The sequence below is a fragment of the Brevundimonas sp. genome, assembly GCF_035627475.1.
Lineage (GTDB): Bacteria > Pseudomonadota > Alphaproteobacteria > Caulobacterales > Caulobacteraceae > Brevundimonas.
In genome coordinates this window covers 1-26,597 of sequence record NZ_DASPLR010000050.1, presented here as the reverse complement: position 1 = coordinate 26,597, position 26,597 = coordinate 1, and the positions used below count along the sequence as shown (strand labels likewise).

General features: G+C 70.7%; 23 protein-coding genes and 1 tRNA gene. 13 read left to right on the top strand and 11 right to left on the bottom strand.

The genetic code is table 11. The features are described 5' to 3' along the window. Positions 1-595: 595 nt before the first annotated feature. The 5 genes from VEA62_RS14030 (at position 596) to VEA62_RS14010 (ending at position 6,612) form a co-directional block, all read left to right on the top strand. A complete protein-coding gene (locus VEA62_RS14030; protein WP_324822915.1) occupies positions 596-2,407 on the top strand; it encodes an aminopeptidase P family protein in 1,812 nt (603 codons plus the stop codon). Further along, on the top strand, positions 2,404-2,820 hold the full coding sequence (locus VEA62_RS14025; RefSeq protein ID WP_324822913.1) for a hypothetical protein: 417 nt from the start codon (positions 2,404-2,406) through the stop codon (positions 2,818-2,820). Before VEA62_RS14030 ends, VEA62_RS14025 begins: the two co-directional genes overlap by 4 nt. A 73-nt stretch (positions 2,821-2,893) precedes the next feature. Further along, complete coding sequence (locus VEA62_RS14020) at positions 2,894-3,883, top strand: aldo/keto reductase (protein WP_324822911.1); 990 nt, start codon at positions 2,894-2,896, stop codon at positions 3,881-3,883. Positions 3,884-3,937: 54 nt separating this feature from the next. Beyond that, complete coding sequence (locus tag VEA62_RS14015; RefSeq protein ID WP_324822909.1) at positions 3,938-4,804, top strand: TrmB family transcriptional regulator; 867 nt, start codon at positions 3,938-3,940, stop codon at positions 4,802-4,804. Further along, positions 4,801-6,612 carry an aspartyl protease family protein gene (locus VEA62_RS14010; RefSeq protein ID WP_324822907.1) on the top strand — a complete coding sequence of 604 codons (1,812 nt, stop codon included), beginning with the start codon at positions 4,801-4,803 and terminating at the stop codon, positions 6,610-6,612. Before VEA62_RS14015 ends, VEA62_RS14010 begins: the two co-directional genes overlap by 4 nt. Here VEA62_RS14010 and ligA read toward each other — a convergent pair whose 3' ends face one another. Continuing rightward, positions 6,613-8,952: an NAD-dependent DNA ligase LigA gene (ligA, locus tag VEA62_RS14005; RefSeq protein WP_324822905.1), complete on the bottom strand. Its 2,340-nt coding sequence runs from the start codon at positions 8,950-8,952 to the stop codon at positions 6,613-6,615. A gap of 148 nt (positions 8,953-9,100) precedes the next feature. On the opposite strand from ligA, the gene VEA62_RS14000 reads away from it, so the two are divergent. Both VEA62_RS14000 and VEA62_RS13995 read left to right on the top strand, forming a co-directional pair. Next, positions 9,101-10,060 carry a M28 family peptidase gene (locus tag VEA62_RS14000; protein ID WP_324822902.1) on the top strand — a complete coding sequence of 320 codons (960 nt, stop codon included), beginning with the start codon at positions 9,101-9,103 and terminating at the stop codon, positions 10,058-10,060. 49 nt (positions 10,061-10,109) lie between these two features. After that, positions 10,110-10,679: a hypothetical protein gene (locus tag VEA62_RS13995; protein ID WP_324822900.1), complete on the top strand. Its 570-nt coding sequence runs from the start codon at positions 10,110-10,112 to the stop codon at positions 10,677-10,679. A 17-nt stretch (positions 10,680-10,696) separates the two neighbouring features. Here the strand turns inward: VEA62_RS13995 and VEA62_RS13990 are convergent, their stop codons facing one another. From VEA62_RS13990 to VEA62_RS13975, 4 genes are all read right to left on the bottom strand, one after another. Then, on the bottom strand, positions 10,697-12,205 hold the full coding sequence (locus tag VEA62_RS13990) for a Ppx/GppA phosphatase family protein (protein WP_324822898.1): 1,509 nt from the start codon (positions 12,203-12,205) through the stop codon (positions 10,697-10,699). Then, complete coding sequence (locus tag VEA62_RS13985) at positions 12,205-14,427, bottom strand: RNA degradosome polyphosphate kinase (RefSeq protein ID WP_324822896.1); 2,223 nt, start codon at positions 14,425-14,427, stop codon at positions 12,205-12,207. Before VEA62_RS13985 ends, VEA62_RS13990 begins: the two co-directional genes overlap by 1 nt. A gap of 105 nt (positions 14,428-14,532) precedes the next feature. After that, positions 14,533-15,489: an RcnB family protein gene (locus VEA62_RS13980; protein ID WP_324822894.1), complete on the bottom strand. Its 957-nt coding sequence runs from the start codon at positions 15,487-15,489 to the stop codon at positions 14,533-14,535. A 165-nt stretch (positions 15,490-15,654) separates the two neighbouring features. Continuing rightward, positions 15,655-16,278: an RcnB family protein gene (locus tag VEA62_RS13975; RefSeq protein ID WP_324822892.1), complete on the bottom strand. Its 624-nt coding sequence runs from the start codon at positions 16,276-16,278 to the stop codon at positions 15,655-15,657. 170 nt (positions 16,279-16,448) lie between these two features. Here VEA62_RS13975 and VEA62_RS13970 point away from each other — a divergent pair, with 170 nt between their 5' ends. From VEA62_RS13970 to VEA62_RS13960, 3 genes are all read left to right on the top strand, one after another. Then, complete coding sequence (locus tag VEA62_RS13970; RefSeq protein ID WP_324822890.1) at positions 16,449-17,168, top strand: glutathione S-transferase family protein; 720 nt, start codon at positions 16,449-16,451, stop codon at positions 17,166-17,168. Positions 17,169-17,381: 213 nt separating this feature from the next. Next, the gene (locus tag VEA62_RS13965; RefSeq protein WP_324822888.1) at positions 17,382-17,684 is read left to right on the top strand and encodes a sel1 repeat family protein; all 303 of its coding nucleotides are present in this window, start codon (positions 17,382-17,384) and stop codon (positions 17,682-17,684) included. Between the two features lie 79 nt (positions 17,685-17,763). Beyond that, entirely contained in the window at positions 17,764-18,018 is a 255-nt protein-coding gene (locus VEA62_RS13960) for a PilZ domain-containing protein (protein WP_324822886.1), read from the top strand. Here VEA62_RS13960 and VEA62_RS13955 read toward each other — a convergent pair. Beyond that, positions 18,015-18,773 (bottom strand): polysaccharide biosynthesis/export family protein, encoded by a 759-nt coding sequence (locus VEA62_RS13955; protein ID WP_324822884.1) that lies wholly within the window; start codon positions 18,771-18,773, stop codon positions 18,015-18,017. The two genes, VEA62_RS13960 and VEA62_RS13955, sit on opposite strands and share 4 nt — an antisense overlap. A gap of 122 nt (positions 18,774-18,895) precedes the next feature. Here VEA62_RS13955 and VEA62_RS13950 point away from each other — a divergent pair, with 122 nt between their 5' ends. Both VEA62_RS13950 and VEA62_RS13945 read left to right on the top strand, forming a co-directional pair. After that, positions 18,896-20,338 carry a chain-length determining protein gene (locus tag VEA62_RS13950; RefSeq protein ID WP_324822882.1) on the top strand — a complete coding sequence of 481 codons (1,443 nt, stop codon included), beginning with the start codon at positions 18,896-18,898 and terminating at the stop codon, positions 20,336-20,338. Between the two features lie 61 nt (positions 20,339-20,399). After that, the gene (locus VEA62_RS13945) at positions 20,400-21,101 is read left to right on the top strand and encodes a hfsB (protein ID WP_324822880.1); all 702 of its coding nucleotides are present in this window, start codon (positions 20,400-20,402) and stop codon (positions 21,099-21,101) included. Here the strand turns inward: VEA62_RS13945 and VEA62_RS13940 are convergent. From VEA62_RS13940 to VEA62_RS13925, 4 genes are read right to left on the bottom strand one after another with little or no spacing between them, the layout of a single operon-like run. Then, positions 21,098-22,039 carry a glycosyltransferase family 2 protein gene (locus VEA62_RS13940; RefSeq protein ID WP_324822878.1) on the bottom strand — a complete coding sequence of 314 codons (942 nt, stop codon included), beginning with the start codon at positions 22,037-22,039 and terminating at the stop codon, positions 21,098-21,100. The two genes, VEA62_RS13945 and VEA62_RS13940, sit on opposite strands and share 4 nt — an antisense overlap. After that, on the bottom strand, positions 22,039-22,977 hold the full coding sequence (locus tag VEA62_RS13935; protein WP_324822876.1) for a glycosyltransferase family A protein: 939 nt from the start codon (positions 22,975-22,977) through the stop codon (positions 22,039-22,041). The genes VEA62_RS13940 and VEA62_RS13935 overlap by 1 nt, the downstream gene beginning before the upstream one ends. Beyond that, entirely contained in the window at positions 22,974-24,419 is a 1,446-nt protein-coding gene (locus tag VEA62_RS13930) for a lipopolysaccharide biosynthesis protein (RefSeq protein WP_324822875.1), read from the bottom strand. The genes VEA62_RS13935 and VEA62_RS13930 overlap by 4 nt, the downstream gene beginning before the upstream one ends. Positions 24,420-24,432: 13 nt before the next feature. Continuing rightward, entirely contained in the window at positions 24,433-26,019 is a 1,587-nt protein-coding gene (locus VEA62_RS13925; protein ID WP_324822873.1) for an exopolysaccharide biosynthesis polyprenyl glycosylphosphotransferase, read from the bottom strand. A 137-nt stretch (positions 26,020-26,156) separates the two neighbouring features. Here VEA62_RS13925 and VEA62_RS13920 point away from each other — a divergent pair. Then, positions 26,157-26,248: transfer RNA gene (locus tag VEA62_RS13920), tRNA-Ser, on the top strand. 69 nt (positions 26,249-26,317) lie between these two features. Here VEA62_RS13920 and VEA62_RS13915 read toward each other — a convergent pair. After that, positions 26,318-26,597, bottom strand: a 280-nt coding sequence (locus VEA62_RS13915) for an aminotransferase class I/II-fold pyridoxal phosphate-dependent enzyme (RefSeq protein WP_324822871.1), incomplete at its 5' end; no start/stop codon positions are given.

Sequence of the window (26,597 nt, the reverse complement as noted above, 5' to 3'; positions counted from 1 at the left end):
GACGAAAGCAGGGCGTGACGCTGTGCTACCCTTTCGCGGAATTATAGTCGGGTTCAGCGAAAAATATCCGGCCGTTTCAATCACATCCCCTTTTCTAAACCCCTTCTTCCCGCCGCAGGAAGACCCGCGCGCATACTCCTGCCATCCCGTCGGACGGGGAGGGCGTCGGATCCACGCTTCTCGATGACGGCGGGCTGTGGTCGAGCGATGAAGCCCGGGCGAAGGAGAGTTCGGGGGTCCTCGTGGAGGTCGATGGATGGCCTTCCTTGCTCGCCGCGCGCCTCGAGGTTCGGGCCGATGCCGTCCTTGTACGGTCATGTCCGACCCGCGGCGGGGTCCAGCAATGGCTCCGCCGCGCCCCGGCAAGGCCTCAATCGGGCCGCCAGCCGGACGGCGTGTGGAAAACGACCGCGCGGGGCGTCCACCTCGTCGAAACGGTAACAACACAACAGCACCGGGCGAGGCCCGGACGCCCCGCTCCCTCCCCAACCTTTCGAGCGAAACTCGCCGGAAGGCGCGACTTGATGCCCGGTTCGCGGACGGCCGGGCACGGCAGGCCCTCCCCAATCGGTCCGACGAAGGCTATCTAGCCCGCATGCGCCAGTCCTTCGATGAAACCACCGACCCGTCCTTCGGGGCCCGACATCTGCCCCGCCTCCGCGCGAAAATGGCCGAACAGGGCCTCGACGGCCTGCTGGTCCCGCACGAGGACGAGCACCAGAACGAATACCTCCCCGCCGCCAACGACCGGCTCGCCTGGCTGACCGGCTTCACCGGCTCGGCCGGCGCGGGCGTGGTCCTGAAGGATCGCGCCGCCGTCTTCGCCGACGGTCGCTACACGGTGCAGGTCAGGGCCCAGGTGGACCCGGCGCAGTTCGAAATCCTCAGCCTCGAGGGGGAGGGCGTGGCCCGCTACCTCGAGAGCGCGCCCAAGGGGGCGGTGATCGGCTACGACCCGCGCCTGCACAGCCCGGACTCGCTGGCCTCCCTCAGGCGGGCGGCCGCCCGGGCCGGGGCCGAGCTGAAGCCCGTCGAGCCCAACCCCCTCGACCTCGCCTGGGGCGGCGAACGGCCGGAGCAGCCGGCCGCTCCCGTCGTCCCGCACGACGACCGCTACGCCGGCGAGACCAGCGCCTCCAAGCGCGCCCGCATCGGCGAGGCCGTCGCGAAAGCCGGCGCCGCCGCCGCCGTCCTGACCGCCCCGGCCTCCATCGCCTGGCTGTTCAACATCCGCGGCGGCGACGTCATCCGCACGCCGCTGCCCCTGTCGCAGGCGATCGTCAGGACGGACGGGACGGCGCGCCTGTTCATGGATCCCCGCAAGGTCACCAACCAACTCCCCGGCTGGCTCGGCGACGCCGTCGCGCTGGAGGCGCCCGAGGCCCTGCCGGCCGCGCTCGACGGCCTGTCCGGCCAGTCCGTCCTGATCGATCCCGGCCAGTCCTCCGCCTGGTATTTCGACCGGCTCGAGGCCGTCGGCGCGACGGTCGTGCGGGGCATGGACCCCTGCACCCTGCCGCGGGCCTGCAAGAACCCGGTCGAGATCGAGGGCGCGCGTCAGGCCCATATCCGCGACGGCGCCGCCCTGACCCGCTTCCTGCACTGGGTCGACACGGTGGCGCAGCGCACCCTGCCCACGGAGCGCGAGATCGCCGAGGCGCTGGAGGGCTTCCGCGAGGCCACCGGCGCCCTGAAGGACCTCAGCTTCGACACCATCGCCGGGGCCGGCCCCAACGGCGCCCTGCCGCACTACAAACCCGTCGGCGACAAGATCCGCCGCATCGAGAAGGGCTCGCTCCTGCTCGTCGACGGCGGCGGCCAGTATCTCGACGGCACCACCGACGTGACCCGCACCATGGCCGTGGGCGAGCCGACCGCCGACCAGCGCCGCATGTTCACCCTCGTGCTCAAGGGTCATATCGCCATGGCGACGGTGCGCTTCCCCGAGGGCACGACCGGGCACCAGATCGACGCCCTGGCGCGCCTGCCGATGTGGATGGCCGGCCTCGACTACGACCACGGCACCGGCCACGGCGTCGGCAGCTACCTCGGCGTCCACGAGGGGCCGCAGCGCATCGCCAAGGCGGTCAACAGCCAGCCGCTGCTGACCGGCATGATCGTCTCCAACGAGCCCGGCTACTATCGCGAGGGCCACTGGGGCATCCGTATCGAGACCCTGCAGGTGGTCACCCCGCCCGAGCCGATCCCCGGCGGCGAGCGCCCCATGCACGGCTTCGAGCAGCTGACCCTGGCCCCGCTCGACCGCCGCCTGATCGACGTCGACCTGCTGACGCCGGACGAGCGCGCCTACGTCGACGCCTATCACGCCGGGGTGCTGGCCAGGGTGGGGCCGCTGCTCGACGGGGCGGCGCTTGACTGGCTGAAGGCGGCTTGTGCGGAGTTGTGACCCGCCGATTCCTCATCTTCGTCATTCTGGGGCTGACCGGCTGTCAGGATATCGGACGCCGGGACGTCAAACGGCCTCCGGCTCCAGACGCAGAAGTGTTGAGAACTGCCGTCAACCCATCTGATTTCTGGTGTCTCGATGCCTCGGAACTCGGGGTCGAGCCGACCGAAACCGAAGCGGTGCGGCGCCGATACCGTCACTGGCTGTTGTGCGACTACGACCGGCCCAAGGCGTTGCGCTATCTCGACGTCTTGGTGGCGCGGAACGATCCCGCGGCAGTCCACGAGAAGAGCGTGTTCATCCAAAGGACCGACCCGGAAGAGAGCGAGCGGTTGCGGAAACTGGCTGAACAACTGGGTTATCGGCCCCGAAGCCGGATGGACGCAATGCGCGAAATCGCTGGCTTGAAATGAGGCCGAACGGCGCCCATCTCCCGTGCGTCGGCGGATGCGTCGCCGGCTTCCTCACATTTCAGGAGATGCGCCGATGAAGACGCGCAAACTGGGCCGTTCGGGCCCTGAGGTTTCCGCCATCGGCCTCGGCTGCATGGGCATGGCCGCCTTCTACGGCCAGGCCTCCGACGAGGGGCAGGCGACGGCGGTGATCCACCGCGCCCTCGACCTCGGCGTCACCTTCTTTGACACCGCCGAGATGTACGGCCCCCACACCAACGAGATCCAGCTCGGCAAGGCCCTGGCCGGCCGCCGCGACCGCGCCTTCGTCGCGACCAAGTTCGGCATCGGCTACAACGCCGACCGCTCGGCCCTGATGGTCGACGGCTCGCCCGCCAATGTCCGCCGCGCCATCGAGGGCAGCCTCAAGCGGCTCGGCATGGACCACGTCGACCTCTACTACCTGCACCGCGTCGACCCGAACACGCCGATCGAAGAGACCGTCGGCGCCATGGCCGAGCTGGTCACCGAGGGCAAGGTCCGCTTCCTCGGCCTGTCCGAGGCCGCGCCCGAGACGCTGCGCCGGGGGCATGCGACCCATCCGGTCACCGCCCTGCAGACCGAATATTCGCTGTGGACCCGCGACCCCGAGGACGGACTGCTCGCCGTCTGCGAGGAACTCGGCATCGGCTTCGTGCCCTACAGCCCGCTCGGCCGCGGCTTCCTCTCCGGCGAGATCAAGTCGGTCGACGACCTCGCCCCCGACGACTTCCGCCGCTCCAACCCCCGCTTCCAGGGCGAGAATTTCCAGAAGAACCTCGACCTCGTCTCGGCCGTGCAGGCGATCGCCGCCGAAAAGGGCGTCACCGCCGCCCAGCTGGCCCTGGCCTGGGTGCTGGCGCAGGGCGAGCACCTCGTGCCCATTCCCGGCACCCGCCGCATCCGGACGCTGGAGGACAACGTCGCGGCCGTCGACCTGACCCTGACCCAGGAGGACATGGCCCGCATCGACGCCGTCTTCCCCAAGGGCGCCGCGTCCGGCCACCGCTACGCCGAGGCGGCGAGGGCGGCGCTGAACCGCTGAGCCTTACCGCGATTTAACTGGCGGGGCGGAGCGCGGCGCCGATAGTATTTGCACATGCAAATAACATCGGATCAGAACGAGGCGGAACAGGCCCTGGCGGCCCTCGGCTTCACCGAGCTGGAGGCCCGGGTCTATTGCGCCCTGCTGGCCAGCGGCCCGGCCACCGGCTACCGGCTGGCCAAGCTGGTCGGCAAGGCCCCGCCGAACGTCTACCAGGCGCTCGCCGCCCTCGGGCGCAAGGCCGCGGTGCTGGTCGACGAGACCGAGCCCCGCACCTGGAGGGCGGCCCGCCCGGCCGAACTGCTCGCCGTCCTCGCCGGAAGCTTCGCCCACCGCCAGGCCGAGGCGGAGCGGAGACTGGCCAGCCTGGCCGTCGCGCCCGCCGACGACCGCCTCTATCAGATCGCCGACCCGGACCAGGTCCTCGAACGGGCCCGCGCCATGCTCGCCGGGGCCCGGGACATCGTCCTCTTCGACCTCTTCGACGCCCCCCTGGCGGCGCTGCGCGAACCGCTCGAGGCCACCGCCGCCCGCGGCGTCACCGTCGCCGGCCTCGTCTACGGCCCGGTCGAGCCGATGGCCGGCGTCATCGCCCGCCGGGCGGCGGGGGAGGGCGTCGCCCGCGATCGCTGGCCCGGCGCCCAGCTCAGCCTCGTGGTCGACGCCGCCGAGCATCTGGTCGCCCTGATGACCCCCGCCATGGACGGCGTCCGCCGCGCCATCTGGAGCGACAGCGCCTATCTCAGCTGCCTGCAGCACAGCGGCCTCTCCGCCGAGATCCGCCTGACCGGCGTCGCTTCCGAGGCTCTGGAGCCGCTGGCGGGCCTCTCCCTGCTGCGGGCGGCGCCCCGCGGCCTCCGCGCCCTGATCGGCCCCGATCCGGTCAGCCTCTCACCCGACCCTCAGGAGGTCTCCGCATGAAACCCGCCCCCTTCGCCGCCGCCCTGATCCTGCTGGGCCTGCCGGCCAGCGCCTGGGCCGACGACCCGACCGCGGTGCTCGAGCGCTACCGCGCCTGGCGCGGCGGCGCGGCCTTCGAACAGCTCACCGCCGTCCGCGCCACCGGGGCGATGACCGGCTCGGGCCTGGCAGGCGTCATCGAGCAGATCGCCACGACGAACGGCGACCTGCGCCGCGACATCGACCTCGGCGTCGTGCGCACCGCCAGCGCCCGGCGCCGCACGGAGGGCTGGACCCTGACCCCGGCCGGCCAGGTGGAGGACATCGCGCCCGCCGCCGCCGAGGACCTGCGCCGCGACGCCCTGCTGATGTTCGAGGCCGTGCTGGACGATCTCTCCCGGCTCGACCGCAAGGCGGATGCGGTGCGCGACGGCCGGACCTTCGCCGTCGTCGCGGTGGACTTCGGCGACGACGACATCCACGAACTCTACATCGATCCCGATACCGGCGCCCTGCATGGCCTGAGACGCGTCCGCGACCGGCGCGAGGCCTTCGTCCGCTTCGACGACTGGCGCGTGGTCGAGGGCGTGCGAATGCCGTTCGCCGAGATTTCCGCCGACGGTCTGGGCGAGGAGGGGGCCATCCGCTGGACCGCCGTCGACGCCAATCCGGACCTGCCGGACGACGCCTTCGCCCGTCCCGCGCACGCCGCCGCCCACGTCATCGACGGCGCCGCGGCCTCAAGCGGCTTCATGCCCTTCGACCTGTACGCCGGCGTCCGCATCTACATCCCGGCCGTGGTCAACGGCGTCGAGACCGAGGTGCTGCTCGACAGCGGCGCGGAGATGACCGTGCTGGACAAGGCGTTCGCCGAGCGTCTCGGGCTGAGCGCCAGCGGCGAGGTGGCCGCCGTCGGCACCGGGGGCGTCGGCTCCGCCCAGTTCGCCCCGGGCGTGACCATCGGGCTCGACGGGATCACCTTCCCCGACCGGACGGTCGCCGTAGTCGATCTCGCCGCCATCGGCCAGGCCATCGGACGCCCGCTGCCGGTGGTGCTGGGCAAGGACGCCTTCAACGGCCTGATCATCGATATCGACTTCCCGGCGCGCCGGCTCGCCTTCCACGAGCGGCAGGGCTTCGTCGCCCCCGAGGGCCTGACCGAGGTTCCGCTGGTCTCGACCGGCGCTCTCCGGGCCGTGGCCCTGTCCGTCGAGGGCCGGCCGCCGGCGCTGTTCGACTTCGACACCGGCAACGGGGGCGCCCTGATCATCTATCCGGCCTATGCCGGGGCCGAGGGATTGCTGGATGGCCGGCGGGCCTCGACCGTGATGTCCGGGGCGGTCGGCGGCATGCGCGAGAGCGGCATCGCCACCATCCAGTCCGTCGGGATCGCCGGGTTCGAGCTGCGCGACGTGCCGGCCGTGTTCCCGCCTGCCGGCCCGTCGGCGGTGGACAGCGACCGCACCGCCGGCAACGTCGGCATGGGCGTGCTGGGGCGCTTCCGCCTGGTCACGGACTTCGCCGGCGGCCGTCTGTGGCTCGGCGCGGACTCCAGCAGCCTGGAGCAGCCGTTCGCCCGCGACCGCCTCGGCCTGAGCCTGCGCAAGGACGGCGCGGCGATCGTGGTCCAGCGCGTCTCGCCGAACTCGCCGGCGGCCGAAGCGGGCTGGACCGGTGGAGAGCGGATCACAGCCATCGACGGCGTGGCGGCGGCCGGTCTCGACGCGGCGGCGCTCAGGGCGGTGGTCACCGGGCCCGCCGGCCGCACGGTGTCCCTGACGCTCGAGAGCGGCCAGACCCGCACGCTCGAAAGCCGCGACTTCTACTGATCAGCCGCCGATCAGGGCCAGCCAATCGTCCTCGGTCAGCACCGCCACGCCATGCTTCTGCGCCTCGGCCAGTTTCGACCCGGCGCCGGGGCCGGCGACGAGGTAGTCGGTCTTCTTCGACACCGACCCGGACACCTTGGCCCCCAGGCTCTCGGCCCGGGCCTTGGCCTCGTCCCGGGTGAAGCGCTCCAGCGCCCCGGTGAACACCACGGTCTTGCCGGCGACCGCGGTGTCGGACTTCGGCTTCTCGGCGTCCTCGATCCGGTCCAGCTCGGCCACGAGGGCGTCGACCATGGCCCGGTTGTGGGGCTCGCGGAAGAACAGGGCCAGGGCCCGCGCCGCCACCGGGCCGACGCCGGACACTCCGGCGATCTGGCCCAGACCCTCGGAGGGCCCCTCGTTGCGCGCCACTTGCGCCAGCCGGACCAGCCCGCCCCAGTCGTCCGCCAGCGTCGCCAGTCCGCGCCGGGCCGGGGCCGCGAGGCCGGGGAAGGCGAGGGCGATCTTCTGGTCAATCGGCGCCTCCGGCCACGGATCGTCCGCCGGGGGCGTGGCGGCGGCCAGAGCGGCGACGACCCGGGGCGAGACGGCGTGGGTCTCGTTCAGCCGGACCCAGTCCTCGCTCGGCAGGCCATCGGCCGCGGCGAGGCAGGCGGCCTCGAACGCCGGCCAGGTCTCGAAGGCGCGGGCCAGCACGATCGAGGTCTGCTCCCCGATATCGCGCACGCCGAGACCGTAGATGAAGCGGTCCAGCGCGATGGTTCGCCGCGCGGCGATGCCGGCGACGAGATTGCGCACGCTGGTCTCGCCATAGCCGTCCTCGGCACGAAGCGCGTCGAGCTTCTCCGCGTCCCGGGCCAGGCGGAAGATGTCCGCCGGTTCGTTGATCCAGCCCCGCTCGTGGAAGGCGATCAGCTGCTTCTCGCCCAATCCCTCGATATCGAAGGCCCGCCGGCTGACGAAATGCTTGAGATGCTCGATGCGCTGGAACGGACAGGCCAGTTCCCCGGTGCAGCGCCGCACAACGGACTCCACGCCCGAGGCGTTGGTCTCCTTCACCAGCGCCGTCTTCAGCGGACAGATGCAGATGTGCGGGAATTCGTAGGGCTCGCCGCGGCCGGGGCGGTCGCCGTCCACCACGCCGAGGATTTGCGGAATGACGTCGCCGGCCCGCTGCAGGGTCACCGTGTCGCCGATGCGCACGTCCAGCCGCTCGATCTCGTCGGCGTTGTGCAGCGTCGCGTTGCGTACCACCACACCGCCGACGGTCACCGGGTGCAGCCGCGCCACCGGCGTGTGCGAGCCGGTCCGCCCGACCTGGATGTCGATGCCTTCCAGAACGGTCTGCGCCTGCTGGGCCGGAAATTTGTGCGCGATGGCCCAGCGCGGCGTCCGGGCGACGAAGCCGAGCCGCTCCTGCCAGTCCAGCCGGTCGACCTTGTAGACCACCCCGTCGATGTCATAGCCGAGCGTCGCCCGGTCGGCCTGCAGTGCGTCGTAGAGCGCCATCAGCCCGCCGGCGTCCTCGACCCGTTTCGAGCGCTCATTGACCGGGAAGCCCCACGACCTGAGCGCCTGCAGCGCCTCCCACTGCGTCGACGCGAACGGCGCGGAGATCTCGCCCCAGGCATAGGCGAAGAAGCGCAGCGGCCGTTGGGCCGTGATCGCCGCATCCTTCTGGCGCAGCGAACCGGCGGCGAAATTTCGCGGGTTGGCGTAAGTGCGCGCCCCCGCCGCCTCCGCTGCGGCGTTGAAGGCGTCGAAGGCGTCGTTGGGCGCATAGACCTCGCCCCGCACCTCGATGACGGCAGGCCAGCCGGCGCCGGACAGGCGTTCGGGAATGTCGGCGATGGTGCGCAGGTTGGCGGTGACGTCCTCGCCGGTCCGGCCGTCGCCCCGTGTCGCGCCACGCACCAGCACGCCGCTCTCGTAGCGAAGGCTGGCGGACAGGCCGTCGATCTTGGGCTCGGCGACGAAGGCCACCGGCTCGTCGGCGGCCAGCTTCAGGAAACGTCGGATGCGGGCCACAAAATCCGCCACCTCGCCGCCGTCGAAGGCGTTGTCCAGCGACAGCATAGGCACGCCGTGGCGCACTGGCGCGAACTGGCTCGACACCGCGGCGCCCACCACCTGGGACGGCGAGTCGGCCATGGTCAGTTCGGGGAAGCGGCTCTCGATGTCGAGCGCCCGGCGCTTCAGGGCGTCGTACTCGGCGTCGGAAATCTCCGGCGCGTCATGGCCGTGATAGAGGGCGTCGTGGTGCGCCAGCTCGGTCGTCAGCCGGGTGAACTCCTCCCGGGCCTGTTCCTCGGTCAGCTGATCGACGGCGATGTCGGCCATGGGAATCGGGTTCGCTCCATCTTTTCGACCGACTTCTAGCATCCGGCGCGAACGCCGCGAGGGCGGGTCCGTTTCCGCCTCATGACACGAGCTTAACCTGACGACGTCGCGGTCGCCTGCTAAGCGTGAAGAATCTCACGGAGTCCCCATGCGCCATCTTCGTCTCGCCGCCCTGTCGCCGTTCGCTGTCGCGCTGCTGCTGGGCGCCTGCGCCGCACCCAGGGAGCCGGCCGCTCCGGCTGCGCCGCAGCCCTCCGCGATGCACGTCCAGCTGCTCGAGGACGTCCGTATCCTCGCCGCCGACGACATGCAGGGCCGGGACACGGGGGCGCCGGGCGGGGCGATGGCGCGGGCCTACATCATCGGCCGCCTGGAAGCGCTCGGCGTCGCGGCTCCCCCGGTGGGGCGCGAACAGCCCTGGGAGATGCAGGGACGCACCCGCGAGGGGCCGAAGACCTTCAATGGCGTCAACGTGATCGGCGTCGTTCCCGGGAGACGGGTCACCGACAGGTACATCGTCGTGACGGCCCACTACGATCATGTCGGCGTCAACGACGGCCAGGTCTTCAACGGGGCCGACGACAACGCCTCGGGCGTGGCGACCATGCTGGCCCTCGCCGCCGACCTGAAGCGCCAGGCGCCGGACCACAGCGTCCTGATCGTGGCGCTGGACGGCGAGGAGCGCGGCCTGCTCGGAGCGAAGCATTTCGTCGAGGCGCCGCCCGTGCCGCTCGCCTCGATCTCGATGAACCTGAATTTCGACATGACCGCCCGCGCCGAAACCGACGGCAAGCTGTGGGTCACCGGCACCTATCAGAACCCGGCCTTCCGGCCGGTGCTGGAACAGATCCCCGCCAATGGGGCGGTCGCCCTGGCCTTCGGCAAGGACACCCCCCAGGACACCGGCGAGGACAACTGGGTGGAGTCTTCCGACCACGCCGCCTTCCACCGGGCGCAGGTGCCGTTCCTCTATCTGGGGGTGAACTACCATCCCGATTATCACCGCCCTTCGGACGACTTCGACAAGATCACGCCGTCTGTCTTCATCAGCGCCACGGAACTGTCGATCGCCAGCTTCCGTGCGCTGGACCGTGCGCTGGACCGCTAGGGCTCGACAGCGGTGGCGGCGCGTGGTGGGTTGGGCGCAGGAGGGCCCCATGCATATCAGACATCTGACCGCCGCCGCGCTGTTCGCCGCCCTGGCCGCGGCGTCCTGCGACCGTCCGCCTGCGCCCGCTGACGCCCCCGGCGAAGCGCCCGCGCCGCCGGCGGCGGGGTTCGCCCACACCATGACCTCGGACTTGTCAGGCTACTACATGCCGGCTGGCGAGGTGAATGTCGGCAAGTGGCGGCTGGATCACCTGTTCATCGGCCAGCCTGCGGAGTTCGCCAGCTGGGAGGGCGGGGCCCGCGGCGATCCCTTCGCACCGGTCATGCTCGAGTTCGAGGATTCGACCAGCCCGATGGTCGAGACCGAACTGGGCGAGACGCGCAGCGTCACGGCCCGCGTTCTGCCGACGTCCTATGCCGTCAGCGACACCGCCGTCGCCTTCTCGGGAGACTCGACCGAGTTGGGGCGGGTGACGTTCGAGGGCCGTCTCGACCCCGGCGCCCTCGCCACGGCCAGGCGCAATCTCGGCGGCGATGGCGTGGTCATGACCGGCACGCTGAGGGTCGGCGGCCAGACGCTCGAGGGCGTCCGGCTGACCTGGTGGATGGGCGACTGAGCCCCCGGGGCGGCGCCTCAGCCGCCGCTGCGGATATCCAGCTTCAGCCCCATCGCCTCGGCCAGCGCCTTGCCGCGCCGCCGCGTCTGCTCGCCCAGCAACACATCGGCGTAACCTTCCGAGGCGGTCAGGACGAGCACGCCGTCGGTGACCGCCACATGAGCGTTGACCAGCAGTTGCGGCGACCGGCCCGACAGGTCGCACGCCAGGCGGATGGCCAGCCCCAGGGCGCGGCCCGTGGTGCGCTGCTCTTCGGTCAGGAGCCGACCGACGGTGTCCGGCTCGGGCGTGCCTGCGCCCCCGCCGTAGCGGGCGTTGACGGCTGTGGCCAGCCAGGCCCGCTCGGCATGGGTCTGACCTGGAATCGGCGCCCGCAGGACCTGGTCGAAGGCCAGCTCGATGCGGTGGTCGGGATGCAGCCGCGCCCCCAGGTCCGCGAGGCGGCAGGCGGCGTCGGCCAGCGTCAGGTCCCGCTCCCGGCCGAACGCCTCGGGCAGGGCGGCCACGATGGGCTGGATCCAGCCGAACAGGGCGCCGGGCAAACCTGGTGAAATGCCTTGCCGCGCGCCGAGAGCGGTGCACCCCGCCAACAGCGGGTCGGCCGCCACCGTCTCATCGTCCAGGGCCTCGTAGAGCAGACCCTCGCGCACGCCCCAGGCCGACAGCACGATGCGCTCGAGACCGAGCCGTTCGATCAGCCCCTCCAGCACGAGGGCGGCGTGGGGCAGGGTCTCGGCCCGCTTCTTCGACAGGCCCTTCCAGCTTTCGAGGGAGGCCTTCGACGAGCGGGCGATCAGCCGGGCGATGTCGCGCGCCTCTCCGGCCTCCATCACATACTGGTGCACGATGTGCAGCGGGTAACGGGCGTGGCCCATGTGGACCTGCGCCAGGGTGCGCCAGGCGCCGCCGACCGCGTAGAGGGTGTCGGTCTTGAAATCGCCCGCGGGCTTGAGGCGCTTGGCGATGGTCTCGCGCAACTTCCCTGTATCGGAAGGATCATCGCTGGACAGGGAGAACGGGCCGAGCGGCAGGGTGACGCCGCGCTCCACGCCGCGATCGCCGATGCGGACCAATTCGAGGCTGGCCCCGCCCAGGTCGGCGGCCACGCCGCGCGCCGTCGGCATGCCGGCGATGACGCCGAGGGCGGCGTAGCGCGCCTCCTCCTCGCCCGAGAGCACGCGGATGACGAGGCCGGTCTCGGCCGCCACGCGCTCGCAGAAGGCCTGGCCGTCGGCGGCTTCCCGCACGGCGGCGGTGGCGGCCACGAAGGTTTGCGCCGGTCTGACGCCGTCGATCACCGCGGCGAACCGCTTCAGCGCCGTCAGGGCCTGGGCGGCGCCGTCCTCCGACAGGCGGCCGGTCGAGGCGAGGTCGCGGCCGAGTCCGGCCAGCACCTTCTCGTTGAAGACCGTCCAGACCGCACGTCCCTCCAGCCGGTACAGCACCATGCGGACGGAGTTGGAGCCGATGTCGATGGCGGCGAATTCGCGGGGCGTGCCGAGGGCGGCGGCGAGGGCCTCAGGCATCAACGCTTCTTCCGCGACGGCTCGTAGCTGAGGTGGCCGGGCAGGGTCTTCACCTTGCGCCCGCGCCCCGACAGGCTGGGGTTGGTCATGAAATATTTGTGGGCCGAGAACGGCCGCTCCGGGTCGGCCGGCGTCACCCGGTGATAGTCGCCCCCGGAGTCCAGCACCCAGCTCTGTGCGTCGTCCTTGAGATTGGCGACCATGATCTGGTCCAGCACCTGGTCATGCACGGTGGCGTTCAGCACCGGCGTCATCAGCTCCACCCGGCGGTCGAGGTTCCGCGTCATCCAGTCCGCCGAGGAGATGAACAGCTTCGCCTTGTCATGCGGCAGGTCGCGGCCGTTCGCGAAGGCGACGATCCGGGCATGCTCCAGGAAGCGGCCGACGATCGACTTGACCCGAATGTTCTCCGACAGGCCCGGCACGCCCGGGCGCAGGCAGCAGATGCCGCGAACCACCAGCTCGATGCGCACCCCCCACTGGCTGGCGCGATAAAGGGCGTCGATCACCCCCGGGTCGACCAGCGAATTCAGCTTGGCCCAGATCGCGGCCGGCTTGCCCTTGGCGGCGGCGGCCATCTCGTGACCGATCAGGTCGATCAGCGTCGCCTTCATGTTCAGAGGCGAGACGACGAGCGCCTCCAGCTCGTCCGGCGTGGCGTAGCCGGTGATGTAGTTGAATACCCGGGAGGCGTCGCGCCCGAGCACTGGATGGCAGGTGAACAGGCTCAGGTCGGTGTAAACGCGCGCCGTCACCGGATGGTAGTTGCCGGTGCCGAAGTGGCAGTAGGTCTTCAGTCCCTCGCCCTCGCGGCGAACCACGACGCTCAGTTTGGCGTGGGTCTTGTACTCGACGAAGCCGAAGACGACGTGGACGCCCGCCCGCTCCATGGCGCGGGCCCACTTGAGGTTGGCCTCCTCATCGAAACGCGCCTTGATCTCGACCAGGGCGGTGACGTTCTTGCCGTTCTCCGCCGCCTCGATCAGGGCCGCCACGATCGGGCTGTCGCGCGAGGTCCGGTACAGCGTCTGCTTGATGGCGATGACGTTGGGATCGCGCGCCGCCTGGCGGAGGAACTGGACCACCACGTCGAAGCTCTCGAACGGGTGGTGGATCAGCATGTCCTTCTCCCGGACGGCGGCGAAGATGTCGCCGCCGTTGTCGCGCACCCGCTCGGGATAGCGCGGTTCGTAGCCGGGGAATTTCAGGTCCGGATGGCCGCTCGGGATGATGTCAGAGACCTGGGCCAGCCCCAGCATGCCGTCCACCAGCACGATGTCCTGCGGCGCGGCGTCCAGCTCGTTGGTGATGAAGGTGCGCAGGTCGTCGGGCATCGACGCCTCGATCTTGATGCGCACGACCGAGCCGAGCCGGCGCTGCTTCAACGCCTCCTCGAACTCCATGACCAGGTCCTCGGCCTCCTCCTCGATCTCGATGTCGGAGTCGCGGATCAGGCGGAACACGCCGCGCTCCAGCACGTCGCAGCCGGGGAACAGATGGTCGATGAAGAGCGTCAACAGGCCCTCCAGCGCGATGTAGCGCTTGCGCCCCGGCGTCGACCGTCCGTCGGTCGCCAGGGGCCAGAAGCGCTTCACCTGGGTTGGCACCGGCACGAGGGCGTAGAGGGTCCGGTTGTCAGTGCGCCGGCGCAGCTTGAGCGCCAGCGAGAAGCCGAGGTTGGGCAGGAAGGGGAAGGGGTGGGCCGGGTCGATGGCCATCGGCGTCAGGATGGCGAACAGCTGGCTGAGGAACTCCGGCTCCAGCCGCTCCCGCTCCGTGCGGGTGATCTTCGCCGGGTCGACCACCTCGATGCCGGCGGCCGTCAGTTCCTTGCGCAGCTTGCGCCAGCGCCGTTGCTGCTCGTCCATCAGCCGGCCGGCGGCGACGTTGACCTTCTCCAGCTGTTCGGCGGCGGTCAGACCGTCGGCCGACAGAACTCGCACCCGCTCGCGCACCTGGCCTTTCAGCCCCGCGACCCGCGTCATGAAGAATTCGTCGAGGTTGTTCGCCGAGATCGACAGGAAGCGCAGCCGCTCGAGCAGGGGGTGGGCCGGGTTGGCGGCCTCCTCCAGCACCCGGCCGTTGAACTTCAGCCACGAGATTTCCCGGTTGAAGAACCGGGCGGGCGAGGCCAGCAGGGCCTCCGACAGCTCAAGCTGCGGCGCGCGCGAGGACGGAACCTCCTCGCCCCTTGTCGTGTCGCTGATCGCCGCGTCGCTCATGCACCGGTTCTGACGCGGCGCGGACGCGGCTGCAACCTTGCCCCGGCAAAGGAAAACGCCGCCCGGCCCCGCAGCCCGACGGCGTTTCCTCCGTGTCCTGACGGCTTACCAGCTCCAGGCGTCGTAAATGACGTCGATGATATAGCCGTCGTACTCGTCGATCAGATAGATGTGGTTGTCGACCAGCACCCAGCGCGTGCCCTCCGGCGGATAGCCGAGGCCGTAGGTGCGCCAGTCGTCCAGCCGGTAGCGCCAGAAAATCGAGGGCAGGAACTCCCCGACGCGCCAGCGCTGGTTCCAGTAGTTGCGCGGTACATTGTAGTAGCCGTACCCCGGCGCGAAATAGAAGCCGATGCGGACGCCGCCGTAGCCGCGCCAGCGCCGGTCGTGACGCCACCAGTCGCGGCCATGACGCCGGTTCCAGTCGCGCCGCCAGTGGTCGCCGTTGAAGCGCTGGCGGAACTCGCGGTACTCGCGCCGGTCCTCGCGGCGCTCCTGCCGATCCTCGCGCCGGTCCTGGCGGCGCTCCTGGCGGTTTTCACGGCGCTCTTCGCGACGCTCCTGCCGGTCCTGCGGTCGGTCCGGACGGTTCGGGCGATCCTCGCGCCGCTCCTGCCGGCGGTCCTGCCTGTCGTCGCGGCGATCCTCGCGGCGTTCCCGCCGGTCCTCGCGCCTGTCCTGGCGGATCTCGGGACGGGCCGGCCGATCGGGCCGGTCCGCGCGCCGTTCCTGCCGGTCGTCGCGCCGCTCTTCGCGACGCTCCTGCCGGTCCTCGCGACGGTCCTCGCGGCGTTCCTGGCGGGGACGGTCGGGACGCTCCAGCCGGTCAAGCTGCGGCGGGCGGGCCGGGCGGTCCGGCTCGGCCGGCCGCGGCGCGGGCGGAGGGGTTTCGGCCCGCCGTTCGGTTCGGGCCTCGACCCGGGCCTCGCGTCGCTGTTCGCGCGCTTCTCCGCGGCTGCGGGGCGGTTGCAGCTCCTGGTCCTGCGCCAGAGCGGCGAGCGGCGCGGCCGCGGGCACGACGAAAGCCGCGAGCGCCGCGGCGACCATCAATGAGCGTTTCATTCTCGTCTTCTTCCCCGCACGCCCCTGTCAGACGGCTTGACTGCAGGGTCGCGTCCGCCGGATGAACCGTGACTGAACGAAATGCGGCGACCCGGCCATCGGGTGCGAAAAAGCCCCGGGGGCGGACCCCCGGGGCGCTTCCGTTCAACCGCTGGGCTGACGGGTCTAGAATACGTCGCTCAGGACGCTGGCGATCAGGCCGGTGGCGATGGCGATCATCACGATGTCGTCGCCGGCGTGGACATAGCGGTAGCCGCGCGGAGCCGGACGCAGGCCATACACATACGGATCCCGCACATAGTAGCTGCGGTAGGACGACGGCAGATAGCCTCCGCGCTGCCAACGGTAGCCGTAGTAGCGCGGCTCGACCCGGTAGTAGCCGTAGCTGGGCGCGTACCAGTAGCCGCTGCGGGCCCCGCGATAGTCGCGGAAGTCATCGCGGCCGCGCCACCAGTCGCGGTTGCTGCGGTCCCAACGCCGATCCTGGCGCCGGTCCTGACGGAAGTCGCGTCGATCGTCGCGACGCTCCTCGCGGAACTCCCGCTGGTCCTCGCGTCGGTCCTGACGGTAGTCGCGGCGGCTGTCGTAGTCGCCCTGGCGCCAGTCACGGCGGTCGTCGCGCCGCTCCTGACGGTACTCGCGGCGATCTTCGCGCCGGTCCTGGCGATACTCGCGGCGGTCGTCGCGGCGTTCCTGACGGTCGCGGCGGCTCTGGGCCTCGGCCGCCAGCGGGGCAGCGGTCGTCGCCAGCGTCAGGCCGATGATCGCGGCCCTGGTCAAGCGGTTCATGTCACTCTCCATCCTGGGGCGGGACGGAAGCGGCGCCGGCCCGTTAATCACGCCACGCTCGGCCGCGGGCGATGAACTGCGTCTGAACGTCGCTGTCAGGTTTGGCCACGACGTTGCGCCCGGACCCGCCGGCGCCCACGTGCGGGCGTCGCCGCCAGCAGGAGCGTTCCGTGTCCCGACCCATCGAACTCTGGTATTGGCCGACGCCGAACGGCTGGAAGATCTCCATCGCCCTGGAGGAGATGGGTCTGCCCTACGATATGAAGCCGGTGAACATCGGCGCGGGAGAGCAGTTCTCTCCGGCCTTCCTGGCGATAAGCCCGAACGGCCGGATGCCGGCCATCGTCGATCCGGACGGACCTGATGGCCGGCCGCTGGCGATCTTCGAGTCCGGCGCCATCCTGCAGTATCTGGGGGCCAGATCCGGCCGCTTCTATCCGCAAGATCCCCGCGGCAAGGCCGAGGTCGACCAGTGGTTGTTCTGGCAGGTCGGCGGGCTAGGCCCCATGGCGGGGCAGACCCACCATTTCCGCCAGTACGCTCCGGCCATGATCAGGGACCAGCGACAGCTCGCCTACGGCGTCCGCCGCTACACAGACGAGACGCACAGGCTCTACGGCGTGCTGGACCGCCGCCTGGCGGACAGGGACTTCGTTGCTGGCGACTATTCGATCGCCGACATGGCGATATGGCCGTGGATCCTGCCGGAGCACCAGGGCCAGTCGCTGGACGAGTTCCCGAACCTGAAGTCGTGGATGGCGCGGGTGGGCGAACGGCCCGGCGTAATCGCGGGCAGGGCGCTGGGCAACGACCTGCGCCGCAATCTCGCCGCTTCGGACAAGGCGGCCGAGGAGGCCCGCAAGGTGCTCTTCGGGCAGCGCGCGCGGTAACCGCCTGTAAGCTTTCGGGTGATGTTTCGTTAGCGGTCGTAAATCAGAGATTTCGAAGAGATTTCAGAGGTCTTTACGCCTTCCACTATTCGGTCCGTCTCGCCGGAAAAGCGCCCGGACAGCCTGCTGCTGTTAACTTTAACTTCAAACCGCGGGTATTTCATTCGTGTCACAGGGCGGGGCCAGAAAGGTTCCGGTTCGGGAGATACGGTGATGATCGCGCAAGAAACGGCGCCCACGACCAACGAAGAGCAGGGCCTGCCCCTGCCGACCGCCGACATGAACGGGGACGACCTGTTTCGTCTGGGCATGATGTATTCCAGCGGCCAGGGCGGTTGCCCTATGGACCGGGTTTCGGCCCACATGATCTTCAACCTTGCAGCCATGAAGGGCTCCATCGAGGCGCGCGTCTACCGCCGCGAGATGAGCCAGGAGATGGAGCAGGACGAGATCGCCGAAGCGCAGAAGGCGGCTCGCCGCTGGATCGACGCCGGCGTGGTGAGGCTCGCCGCCTGACTTGAGCCCGGCCTGCCGTCGTTAAAGCTTTTCCGCCGGGAAGGGGCTAGACGGTCGGCCGGAATACGGATGGCGGACGATGCGAGGACCTGATCATCGGACACGGGAACGGCCGCGGATCGCGGTCACCGGCCAGATCATTCACGGCCCCATGAGGGAAGCGCACGCCGTCGTGGTCAGGAACATGCACGAGGGCGGCGCCAAGGTCCGGCTCACCTCGACCCGTGGCGTCGCCCTGTCCGGGGCGGTCGTGCTGAAGCTGGCGGCGGGGGAGCGTGACTGCACGGTCGTCTGGCAAGCCGGCGACGAAGTGGGGCTCCGGTTCTCGCCCTAGAAATTCTGGTACTGCCCGCCGATGGCATAGCTGAAGCCGATCGGCAAGGCGTTGCGGAACAGGGTGACGAAGTTCGCCACCTCACCCAGGTTCGAGCGCGGCACGAAGATGATGTCGCCGCGCCGGAGGGCGACGACCTCGCCGCGCCGGGGCCGCAGGTCGACGGCCCGCATCATGCGCACGCCGCCGGGACCACGCCGAATCAGCGCCACCTCGTGCTGGCGCGCGGTCGGCAGGAAGTCGCCGGCCTGGATCACGGCCTGATAGGCGTCCAGGTCGCCGTTCATCTCGATCATGCCGGGCGTGCGCACCTCACCGCCCACCCATACGCGGATGGGTCCCGCCGCTTTCAGCGTCACCTCGACGATGGGCCGGCGCAGCTGGCTGGCGAAGGCCGCCGCCGCATCGGCCTCGACCTCGGCGATGGTGCGGTCCGCCGCCATGATCTGCCCGACCAGCGGCAGGGAAATGCGTCCGTCAGGCCCGATCTTCTGGGTACGGGTCAGTTCGACGGCCGTCGGCGTGGCGATCTCGATCTCGTCGCCGGGGTAGAGGACATACTCCGGCTCGGTCTCGGTCCAGTCCGCGAAGCCGATCTCCGGGAAGGCGGTCCGTCCGACCTCGCGCACCCGCTCGCCCCCGGAGGTCATCGGCCGCGGCATCCGCGAACCGTAGTCGCCGCCGCCGCACCCGGTGACCAGCATCCCGCCGGCGCCGGCGAGGCCCAGAAGCAGCAGGCGGCGGTCAATGGACATGGCGGAGTCGTTCCCGGAAGCAGCGTCCAGGCCAGCGTCGCCGCTTATGCGTAACCGATGGTTAACGCCGGTGGCCCAAGGCTGGTCCCCGTCGCCCCAGTTGATGGAATCAGTCCGCCCGCATGCGTACGACGGCCTACACCACAGTCCGCCCGCGCTACGGCTTCGTCGACGTCGTCGGCCTGTTGTTCCGGGAACTGCTGTTGATGGTCGTCGTCTTCCTGCTGGTCTTCGCGATCGGCACGGCGGCGGTCCTGACGCTCAAGAAGTCCTACACCGCCACGGCCAGCGTCTACGCCGGCGTCGGCCAGGAATATGTCTATCAGCCGCGTATCGGAACCACGGAGCGGGGCCAGCCGCTGGAAGCTGACGCCGTCGCCCTGTCCGAAGCCCAGATCCTCGGCAGCCTGGAGGTGAAACGGCGCGCGGTGAAGGCGCTCGGCGCCGACACCATCCTTGGGCCCAGGGCTTCGGGGACGGCCGCAGCCAGGGAGGCCGCCGCGCTGAAGGTCCTGGACAGCGGGCTCGGCGTCGGCACCACCGCCGGCAGCGCCATCATCTCCGTGTCCTACGCCGCCGACGATCCAGTGAAGGCGGCCAGGATCCTCAACACCATCGTCGACCAGTACCTGGTCCAGCGCCGGACGGTCTTCCGCGATCGCACCACCCCGGCCATCGCCGCCCAGCGGGAGGCGTTCGAGGACGAGCTGGCCGAGGCCGACGCGGCCTACAACGCCTTCATCGCGTCGAACGACATCGGCGACTTCGCCACCGCCAAGGCGGCGCAGGCCGCCGTCTACCAGACCACCTATGCCGAAGCCCTGTCGCTGCGGGCGCAGCTGAACCAGGCCAACCAGCGCCTCAACACCCTCGAGGCCCAACTGGCCCAGCAGCCGGCCGAGGTGGTCCTGCAGCAGGACCTCAATGTCTCGGCGCAGGACCAGATCCTGCAACTGCGCACCCAGCGCGAGGTCCTGCTGTCGCGCTACACGCCCGACGCCCAGCCGGTGAAGGACATCGAACAGCAGATCGCCGACCTGCAGGCCTATGTCGCGACCGGCACGACCGTCGGCGCCAAGGAAGTCCGCACCGGGCCCAGCACCGTCTTCACCGCCATCGAAACGGCCCGCATCACCGCGGCCGCCGACCGCGACGGGCTCGCGGCGCGACTCGCGGTGGCGGAGAGGCAACTCGCGCAGATCCGCGCCCGGCAGGCCGAGCTTACCCGGCTCGAGTCGACCAACGCCAACCTGTTCGGCAACCGCGAAGTGCTGACGAACTACATCCGCGAGTTCCAGCAGCGTGAAACCGCGGCCCAGGCGGACAACGCCCTGGTCGCCGCCGGAGCCGACAACGTGACCGTCATCGAGCGGGCGGAGGCGCCGACCCGGGGGAGCAGCCTGAAGGCGCCGCTGCTGGCGGTGGTCTTCCTGTTCGCCGGCTTCACCGCCCTGTGCGTGGGCCTGCTGAGGGTGTTCACCCGGCGCGGCTACGTCACGCCCGCCTCCACTGGCCGGACGCTGGAGATGCCGGTTCTGGCGGTGGCCCCGATGAAGGCCCGGTGATGCATGTCCCTGCGCCCGTCATGGTAGCGTAGGGACCTGTAGCCGGGCGCGTAGCGATTCGATGGTCGACCTGACATCCGAAATGGCCGCTCTCTGGGCGGCGCTGGGCCCTTCGCCGGGTCACCGCGGACGTGTGATCCAGATCGCCGCCGCGAATTCCGGCGAGGGCGTCTCGACCGTGGCGCGGGAATACGCCCGGCTGGCGGCGGTCCGGGCGCGCCGGCCTGTCTGGCTGATCGACGCCGACCTCGCCCAGCAGGGCCAGATGGAAGCCGTGGCTGCCGAGCCGGACCGTTTCGGCACGCTCGGCAAGGCGGCGATGGCCACCCCCGACGGCTCGATCTTCTTCGCGGTCACCCCGCGGATCACCGACCGGACCGGCAAGCCGGTGCATCCCGCCCGGCTTCTGACGGCGCGGCCCTGCCTCGGCGGGCGGCTGTGGGTGACCCGGTTCGCGGCAGAGCACCTGCGTTCCGGCCAGCGGGCCGAGGCGCTGGCCGACCCCCGCTACTGGGACGCGTTGCGCAAGCATGCCGACACGGTGGTCATCGACAGTCCTGCCGCGGACCGCAACGCCATGGCCATCACCCTGGCGCCGTTCGTCGACGCCACGGTTCTGGTCGTCGCGGCCGAGAGCACGGCGGCCGGCGATCCTCTGATCCTGCGCGACGAGATCGAGGCCGCGGGCGGCAAGATCGCCGGCGTGGTCGTCAACCGCTCGACCTACAGGCCGCCGGCGTTCCTGAGGCGGCTGACCGGCTAGGTCTCGGCGGCTTCCAGCCGCGCCAGCTCTCGCGCGCCGTAGAAGCGCGGCTCCAGGCCCTTCATCCAGAACAGCTTGCCGACGCCGCGGGCGGTGCGGTCGTACAGTTCCGCCCGGTTCGGGCTGCGGACCAGCGTCAGGACGGCCGCGCCCGCGCCCCAGACCACGGCCTGGCCGGCGCCGATGACCATCCAGCGCAGCACCGCGGGCCAGTCGCGGCTCGCCGCCGCCGTCTGACTGGGGCCCTGTCCGTAGGCGAAGGCGCGGGCGAGGGCATATCTCAGCGTCGCCCGGTGGGCCGGCGCGAACTCCTCGACCATGGCGTCGGCGGCCCAGCCGAACCGTCCGCCGCGCGCCTGAAGCGCCGCGAACAGGGCGTCGTCCTCGCCGCCGGCCTGGTCCGCGGCGGCGTCGAACGGCGCCGGGCCGGGCAGGGCGGTGGCGCGCACCATCAGCGAGTTGCCGCAGCCGTAGGGTGTCTCGATCAGGCCGGTGCAAGTCGGACCTTCGCGCCCGAAGAACCGCTCCAGATACGGTTTCAACCACGGCCTGGCTTCAGGGGCGCGGCCGGCGATCGGGCCGAACACGGCGTCGGCGCCCGTGGAGTCCCTGGCCTTCAGCAGGGCGGACAGCCATCCCGGCGCGGCGGCCTCGTCGTCGTCGAGGAAGGCGATCAGCGGCGCGGCGGTGGCCGCCAGTCCGGCGTTGCGCGCCGTGGCGACGCCGGGCCGCGGCGCATGCACATAGACCAGCGGCCACGGCGCCAGCCGGCGCAGGGCCTCGACGCCCGCGGCGGCGGACGCCGAGGGGTCGTTGTCGACCACCACGATTTCCGACACCCGGTCGCCGACGGCGGTCTGGGCGAACAGGGAGCGCAGGGCGCGCTCCAGGCTCTCCGGCCGCCTCAGCGTCGGAACGATGATCGCGACGTCGGCCATCACACCGCATCCGCATAGAGGGCCGCGCGATACAGGCGCAGCGAAAAGGCGCGGGCGGCGACCGGCAGCCAGTCCGCCTCGGCGGCGCCCCGCATCCTGCGACGAAGCCAGGACAGGCCCGGCAGCCGCTTCAGCAGCCTGGCCGCCCTGTAGCTCGGGTATGCGGCCACGATCTCGGGATGCCGGCCGGCCATGCGGGCGAAGTTCGGCGCGGACTGTTCGTACTTCCCGGCCAGCGAGGCCACCGTGTCCAGTCCCATATGCGTGGCGGCGTTGTCGATGTGCACGACCCTGAACCGGCGCGACACCCGCATGGCCCACTCCACGTCCTCCCAGCCCCAGCCCGTGAAGCCGGCGTCGAAGGCCTCGGCGTCGAACACGTCGCGGCGGACCAGCAGGTTGGAGGTGTAGACGTATTTCTCCGGCTGCCTCGCCCGCTCCGTATAGGGCACGCATTCCGACTTCGCGGCCATGGCGCGGTGCACGGCGAAGCGTGCGTCGGTCGGCGCCTGCAGCAGGGAGAAGCCCCCGAAGGCCACCGCGGGATCCTCGCGCGCCACCAGGTCTGCCCAGTCGCGCAGGAACCGGCGATGGTCCGGCCGCATGTCGCTGTCGAGGAACAGCAGACTGCCGCCGCGGGCCGCCGCCGCCAGCCGGTTGCGGCCGATCGAGCGGCCTTCGTTGGCGGGCAGGGTGATCAGCCGGGCGGGCAGGGCCATGGCCCTGATCTGCGCCGTCAGCCGCGCCGTCAGCGCGGCGTCGCGCGTGCCGTCGTCCAGCACGATGACCTCGATCGCGCCCCCGACAGAGGCCGCCTCCTCGTCGAGCAGGGCGAGCAGCTCGGCGGGATCGTCACGCAGGAACGGGGTCAACACCGACAGGGCGGGTCTGGCCCGTTTCCAGGCCGCATTGTCGGTGATCTTCGTCGGCACGCTCATGCCGTCGCGCTCCGTCCCCGGGTCAGCAGCCGCACCGCCACATCGCGGACGCCGGCCGCGTTCAGGGTCAGGGCGGCGGCGGCGTAGACCATTCCGCCGACGGTGGCGTCCAGCGTCAGTTCGGCGATGCCGCCGATGGCGGGCAGCTGCGCCACGACCACCGCCATCACACCCGTCGCGACGCCGCAGCGGACCAGGTTCTCCCACGGTATCGGCAGAGCCATGACGCGGCGACCGATCATCTGCGTCGCCAGCAGGCCGATGCCGAAGCTGGCGGCCGTCGCCCAGGCCGCCCCCATCAGGCCGAAGCGGGGCACGAGGATCAGATTCAGCACCACGTTCATGCCGGTGGGGATCGCCATGGCGATGAGCAGCAGTTTCGTCTTCTTGCCGAGGGTGAAGGCCTGACCGAAATAATAGGCGGTGAGGCCGAACAGCAGGGCCGACAGGGCGATCCACGGCGTCACGCTGGCCGCCGCCACCCTCAGCTCCTCGCCGATCAGGACCTCGGCGAGGGGGCCGGCCACGAGGGCGACCCCTGCCGCCGCCGGCAAGCCGATCAGCAGGAAGGTCGACAGTTGCTCGCGCGCGGCCGTCTTCAGCCGGTCCGGCCCGCCCCGCTCCAGCGCCATGATCAGCGCCGGCTGCCCCGCCGATCCCAGCCACAGGAACAGCACGTCCAGGGTCCGGTTGGCGATCGAATATCCGGCGTGATAGGCGCCCACCGCCGCCTCGTCCATGAAGGCCGCCAACAGGAAGCGGTCGGTCGACGACAGCACCACGGTCAGAGCCAGCGAGGCCGCGATCGGATAGCCGTACCTCGCATAGCCCCACACCCGGGCGGGCTCGAAGCCGCCGCCGCGCGCCTGCCTCAGCTCGCCGGGCAGGACGAAGGGCAGGGCCGCCAGCGGCGCCAGGCCGACGCCCAGCAGGGGCGCCGCGCCGCCCCATCCGGTCAGGGCGAAGCCCACGCCGATAGCGAGACCGCCGATGGTCACCGCAATGTCGAGCCACGCCGCCTTGCCGACCTCGCCGGCGGCGCGGTAGCGCTCCTGGCCCAGCTTGACCAGGCTGCGCGCCGGCGCCCCTGCGAGGCCCGCGGCAAGGGCGATGCGGAACAGCGCGTCGCCGGGCCAGGCCCAGACCGCCAGTCCCGATACGATCAGAAAGCCGACGCTCAGGACGAAGGCCGTCCGGTACAGGCTGGCGAAATGGCCCTGTGTCGCCGCGCCCGGCGTCTGGGCCGCCCAGAAGCGCGCCATTGCCGCCTCCAGCCAGCTGAACACCGCCACATGGGCCAGGGTCATGACCGAGAAGGCGAGGGCGTAGCGGCCGAAATCGTCCGGGCTGAGCAGACGGGTGAACAGCACGATCGACAGGAAGCCGACCACCCCCTGCACGATATTCGCCGGCAGATAGCCCCAGACGCCGCGCCAGAACATCAGCGGCCCCGCCTCATCGAATGGCGGACCGGTCGCCGAGCAGCACGGGCACGGTGACGGCCATGATCCACAGGTCCAGCCACAGCGACTGGCGCTCGACGTAATCGATGTCCAGCTGCACCCGGCGGCGCACGTCCTGGGCGGTGTGCAGCGGACCGCGCGAGCCGTTGACGGCCGCCCAGCCGGTCATGCCGGGCTTGATGCGGTGGCGGTGGGCGTATTCGGCGACGAGACGGGCGCTCTCGACATGGCCGGTCTTCATGCCGATGGCGTGGGGGCGGGGCCCGACCAGCGACATCTCGCCGGTGATCACGTTCAGCAACTGCGGCAGTTCGTCGAGGCTGGTCTTGCGGATGAACCTGCCGACGCGGGTGATGCGGTCGTCGTCGTGGGTCACCTGTCGGCTGGCCGTGGCGTCGGCCGCCTCCTGCTTCATCGACCGGAATTTCCACACCACGATTTCCTCGTGGTTGAAGCCGTGACGGCGCTGGCGGAAGAAGATCGGGCCGGGGCTGTCCAGCCGGATGGCCAAGGCGATCAGCGCCATCAGCGGCGCGAGGAGCACCAGGGCGATCAGTCCGATCACCATGTCCTGAAGCCGCTTGTTGAAGGCGCGGCGGTCGTGATCGACGGGCCCCTGCACATCGGCCAGCGGGGCCGCCGCCAGCCGGTCCAGCGCCGAGCGCGTCTCGGCCTCGCCGTTGGGTTCGACCAGCAGGGTGACCTCATTGGGGAGGATCCGCAGCCGGGCGTTCAGTTCGCGCACCCGCGCCTCGGCCTTGGGGTCGATGGCCAGCACCACCCGGTCGACATAGGGCGTCATCTTGTGGGTCAGCAGGTCGTCCGCCGTGCCCAGCACCGGCACGCCCTCGATGGCCTGGGGCGAGCGCGCCAGGCGGTCGTCGAAGATGCCAAGCACATTGAGGTCGCGCCGCTTCAGGGCCTCGCGGATCAGAGTCTCCGCCCGCCGGGTCGCCCCGACCAGGACGATGTTCGGGGTCAGCGCGCCCGACGCCCGCCAGCGACCCACCATGTCGCTCCAGCCCATGTGAAGGGCGTGGAGGCTGACCAGCACCAGGCCGCTCCACACCAGCCAGGCCGACCACTGGGAGTCCCCGCCCTGCAGCGCCCAGCCGGTCGCCATGGCCACGACGGCGGCCGCCGCGACGATCCCGGCGACGGACGCCAGATGGAGCGAGGTCTTCTGGCCCCGGGCGAACCGGTAGCGGCCGAGCGAGCGCATGAGGGCCAGCACCGTCAGGGCGCCCAGGCCGAAGGGGACCAGCAACGACACATCCGCATGCAGCAGCGATCCCGGCGTCGACGCGCCGGCGCAGAGCAGGGTTACGGCGATCACCGCCAGCACGTCGAAAGCCCGGAAATAGTGCGCCGCCAGCCGCGATGCGTGGCGCTGGCGCGCGTTCAGCCAAACCTCAGGCCGGAAGGGGCCTCGGCGGGCCGCCCCTTCGGTCCTGGCGCCGGCCCTGCCGTCCCTGTCCGCGGTGATCGAGCCCGCGAGGGCCTGCAGCCCGGACACGTCCAGGCCGCCGGCCACGGCCGGATCGGCATCGAACGAAAGGCGGCTCGCGGCGTCGGTCAATGTCGGCTCGCACTGGCGGGGTTCGCCGCCACCTTGCATGGGCCCCCTCACTGTCGCGTTAACACGGGTCTGCCCCGGACCTGCGATTCAAGACCCGTTGCGCCCGCCCGCGTGCTCCGCTATCCACGCCGCCTGCCGGAGACGTGGCCGAGTGGCTGAAGGCAACGGTTTGCTAAATCGTCGTACCCTGTAAGGGGTACCGAGGGTTCGAATCCCTCCGTCTCCGCCAGGCCTTTCCGGTCGCGCGAGCCTTGCCTGGGGATGCTTCCACCCCCCGACGCCCGGATCGGGTGAGGCGTCAGGCCGCGAGCGGCATTCGCGCCACGTTGCAGCGGGTCCAGAGCCTGTCCATGGCCTGCACCAGGTCGTCCATCATGGCGTCGGTGTGGTTGGGCGAGGGGGTGAAGCGCAGCCGCTCGGTGCCCTTGGGCACGGTGGGGTAGTTGATCGGCTGGACGTAGACGCCGTGGTCCTCCAGCAGCATGTCCGAGATCATCTTGGTGTGGACGGGGTCGCCGACGAAGACCGGGACGATGTGGCTGACCGAGGGCATGACCGGGATGCCGGCGGCGGCGAGG